The organism is Myroides sp. C4067 (assembly GCF_038039665.1).
GTDB lineage: Bacteria > Bacteroidota > Bacteroidia > Flavobacteriales > Flavobacteriaceae > Flavobacterium > Flavobacterium odoratimimum.
The window spans coordinates 1-3,473 of record NZ_JBBPHJ010000055.1 but is presented as its reverse complement, the minus strand read 5'-3'; the positions used below and the strand labels follow the sequence as shown (position 1 = coordinate 3,473).

Sequence of the window (3,473 nt, the reverse complement as noted above, 5' to 3'; positions counted from 1 at the left end):
AATAAGGTGTAAAATATATTAATAATGATTTGCTTTTATCATAGTAATCGAATTAAGAATGTTTGGCTAAGCCATAATGTACTTATATGACGCGATATAGATTGTGGTAAAATACAACGATGGCGCCGATTTGTAATCCGTGACGTGACATGCAGTACCTCCAAAAAAACAAAAAGTACAAACGACATTATATCTAAAACAAGCAATGGAAAATAAAGAAAATACAACTACTGAACAACCAGTTCAAGCTCCAGTAGAGCAAGTTGTAGAGGATAAAGCTAAAAAAGAAAAAAAGAAGAAAACAAAGATACTCTTAGTCAACACCCTAACATTTGCGGTAATAGGAATCGCTTTCTTCTGGTTATTGACTAAATACTTTCACATCAACGATAGAGATTACACAGAATCAGCACAGGTAGAAGAGTTCATTAACCCTATCAATACCCGTGTATCTGCTTATATTAAAGAGATCAAGTTCATCGAACATCAGCAAGTCAAAAAAGGAGATACACTAGTTATCCTTGACAACAGAGAAATCATCACTCAAGTAGAACAAGCTGAAGCAGCTTATTTAAGCGCATTAGCTGCTAAGAAAGTAACTAACTCCTCTATTCATACAGCATCAAATAATATCGGGGTATTTAGCTCTAATATTGAAGGGGCAAAAGCAAGATTGTGGAACGCAGAACAAAACAACAAAAGATACGAGAATTTATTACAAGCTGAGGCTGTTACCCAACAACAATATGATCAAGTAAAAACAGAGTACCAAGCTGCTAAATCTGCTTATGAAAGTTTAATAAAACAACAAAACACAACCAAACTTTCAGTTTCAGAGATAGAAACACGTCTTGCCCTAAATGAAGCGGATATCAAACGTACAAAAGCGATATTAGATATGGCTCAACTAAACCTGTCGTACACAGTGATTACAGCTCCTTATGACGGAGTGATGGGACGAAGACTAATCAGTGAAGGACAACTACTCTCGCCTAGCCAGCAAATTACTACTATCGTAAAAGATAATGAGAAATGGGTAACAGCCAACTTTTTAGAATCTCAAATGAACAATATTCAAATAGGTAGTATTATCGACATGACAGCTGATGCTGTAAAAGGAATACGTTTTCAAGGAAAAGTAACGGCTATCTCTGCGGCTACAGGTTCTAGATATTCTAGTATGCCTACGGATAACTCTACGGGGAACTTCGTCAAGGTACAACAGCGTATCCCTGTACGTATCGAATTTACAGATACGAATGATATAGAAAACATCGCTAACCTTAAAGCGGGGATGAATATGAATATACAGCTGGCTAACTAATTAGGAATTTTAAATTAGGAATCATAGCCCTTCGGGCTTTCTAAATATATCCTATAATTAAATTTCTAATTCTTAATAATGGAATGATTAATGTGCACACTATATTTTTAAATTCATCAAATCCGTTTTCTATGAAGAATGAAAATATAGTACAAATTAAAAGCTATGCTAAACTATATATTGCGTATAAAGAAGCTCGTGAATCTCATTACTGGATTCGACTGTTAACTGACACAGACTATCTAACGACTAAACAGAGTACAAGCCTTTTGACTGACATAGATGAGCTGCTTAAAATTATAGGAAGCATTCTAAAAACAATCAAAGAAAAAGAAAAAATAATAAACCATACTTAGGGATGTACAACGTACACAATTCCTAATTATTAATTCTATACCATGTATAACAAAGGATTATTTCACTCTTGGGTACCAAAACCAGTCATGCTATTACTCATTGTAATCATAGCAGCTGTGTTCTGTAGTATTAGTGGAATATATACTACTAATATAACCAATATCGTGGGTAGTACAGGCTCGATGACAGAGTACTACCTATGGGCTAACTATGCCTATGCCATAGGTCTAGGTACAGTCATGCCTCTTATTGTTAGGATCAAAGCGAGATTCAGAACAAAAGAACTTCTTGTAACCTCCCTCACCATGTGTGGTCTATTATACTTGGTACAATCTACTACCCATCAACCCTATATTATTATTGCCTGTTCTTATCTAATAGGAGTATTTAAAATGATGGGAATGATGGAAGTAGTATTACCCCTTATGATGCTTTTAAGTGTAGGAGGTAACAGAGGTATATTCTACAGTATCTACTACTCTGCCCTATTAGTAATCACCCAATTATCAGGTTACTTTGTAGCTAAGGTAAGCTTTATATTCAGCTGGCAGATTAGCTATATGAACCTAGCAATTATGTGCTTTGGAGCAGCATTGATTTGTATTATATTTCAGCACAATCAACGCTTTATGCGCAAGGTCCCTTTTATTTACATTGACTGGATTAGTATCCTTCTATTCAATGTAACATTCATGACCTTAGCCTATATCCTAGCTTTTGGAAAACAACAAGCTTGGTTTGACTCAGAGATCATAAGATATGCCTCATTATTATTTGGTATTCTCTTATTTATTTTTGTCATTCGCCAACAGTTGATTAGAAGACCATTCTTACCCTTAAATGCCTTTAAGAAGAATAATGTAAGACACGGAACGATTATGTTATTGTGTTTAGGAATGTATCTTGCCACTGCTACGATACAGAATATCTTTGCCGTAGGTATATTAGGATATAATCCGATGACCAATGCCTCCCTAAATCTCTTACTGATTCCAGGACTTATTACTGCAGCAGTTGTCTGTTATTATTGGTATAAAAACGAAATCCCTATACGCATGCTCGTCTTCTCTGGATTCTCTGCATTTCTTATGTACAGTGTGATGATGTACCTCGCTATGGCAACAGAATTCAGCTATTCGATGTGGTACCTACCCATGTTCTTTAAAGGATATGGAATGGGAGTTATCTTTGTCACCACTTGGTATTACACCTTAGATAAGTTAGACTTAGCTAGTATGTTAGGACTGATCGGATTTGCTATTCTATGGCGTACATTCATCGCTGTAGGGATGTTTAGTGCCCTATACAGCTGGACACAATATCAATTCCAAATACAAAGTCTAAACAACTTAGCCGTATACCTAGACGATGCCATGTTATTAAGATCAAGATCGGGTATTAATCTATCCCTTGTCCAACTAAACGGGGTACTCGCCGCTACCAAGACAGTATATGGATATATAAATATCGCTAGTATAGGAGTGTTGTTATATGTATTATTCCACCACTACGGTAGAATACGCACACTGAAAACTCGTGTGTATATCAATAAACTAGGTAATCTTATGATGAGCAAAAAAGATAAAGAGAGTATCGAAAATCAACTCCCTAACAATATATGATTTTGTACTTTTGAATCTCTAGTACCCTACTTCTTCTAAAGGAGAAAGAACTAGAGATTCTTTTTAATTTTATAAAATAAAAGCGATTACAAAGTACTCTGTAATCGCTTTTTCTGTTGTGATTGCACACCAATTATTCATAATCACGAACTCCTATATCTAAAATAGAA

The 3,473-nt window shown here is 35.3% G+C and carries 3 protein-coding genes; all 3 read left to right on the top strand.

Features of this window, described 5'->3' with window-relative positions; all coding sequences use genetic code 11:
• Positions 1-205: 205 nt before the first annotated feature.
• The 3 genes from AABL87_RS17605 (at position 206) to AABL87_RS17595 (ending at position 3,303) form a co-directional block, all read left to right on the top strand.
• A complete protein-coding gene (locus tag AABL87_RS17605; protein WP_006265506.1) occupies positions 206-1,324 on the top strand; it encodes an HlyD family secretion protein in 1,119 nt (372 codons plus the stop codon).
• A gap of 131 nt (positions 1,325-1,455) precedes the next feature.
• Positions 1,456-1,680 carry a four helix bundle protein gene (locus tag AABL87_RS17600; protein ID WP_225600599.1) on the top strand — a complete coding sequence of 75 codons (225 nt, stop codon included), beginning with the start codon at positions 1,456-1,458 and terminating at the stop codon, positions 1,678-1,680.
• A gap of 42 nt (positions 1,681-1,722) precedes the next feature.
• Positions 1,723-3,303, top strand: coding sequence for an MFS transporter (locus AABL87_RS17595; protein WP_006265508.1), 1,581 nt, complete (start codon positions 1,723-1,725; stop codon positions 3,301-3,303).
• Positions 3,304-3,473 lie beyond the last annotated feature (170 nt).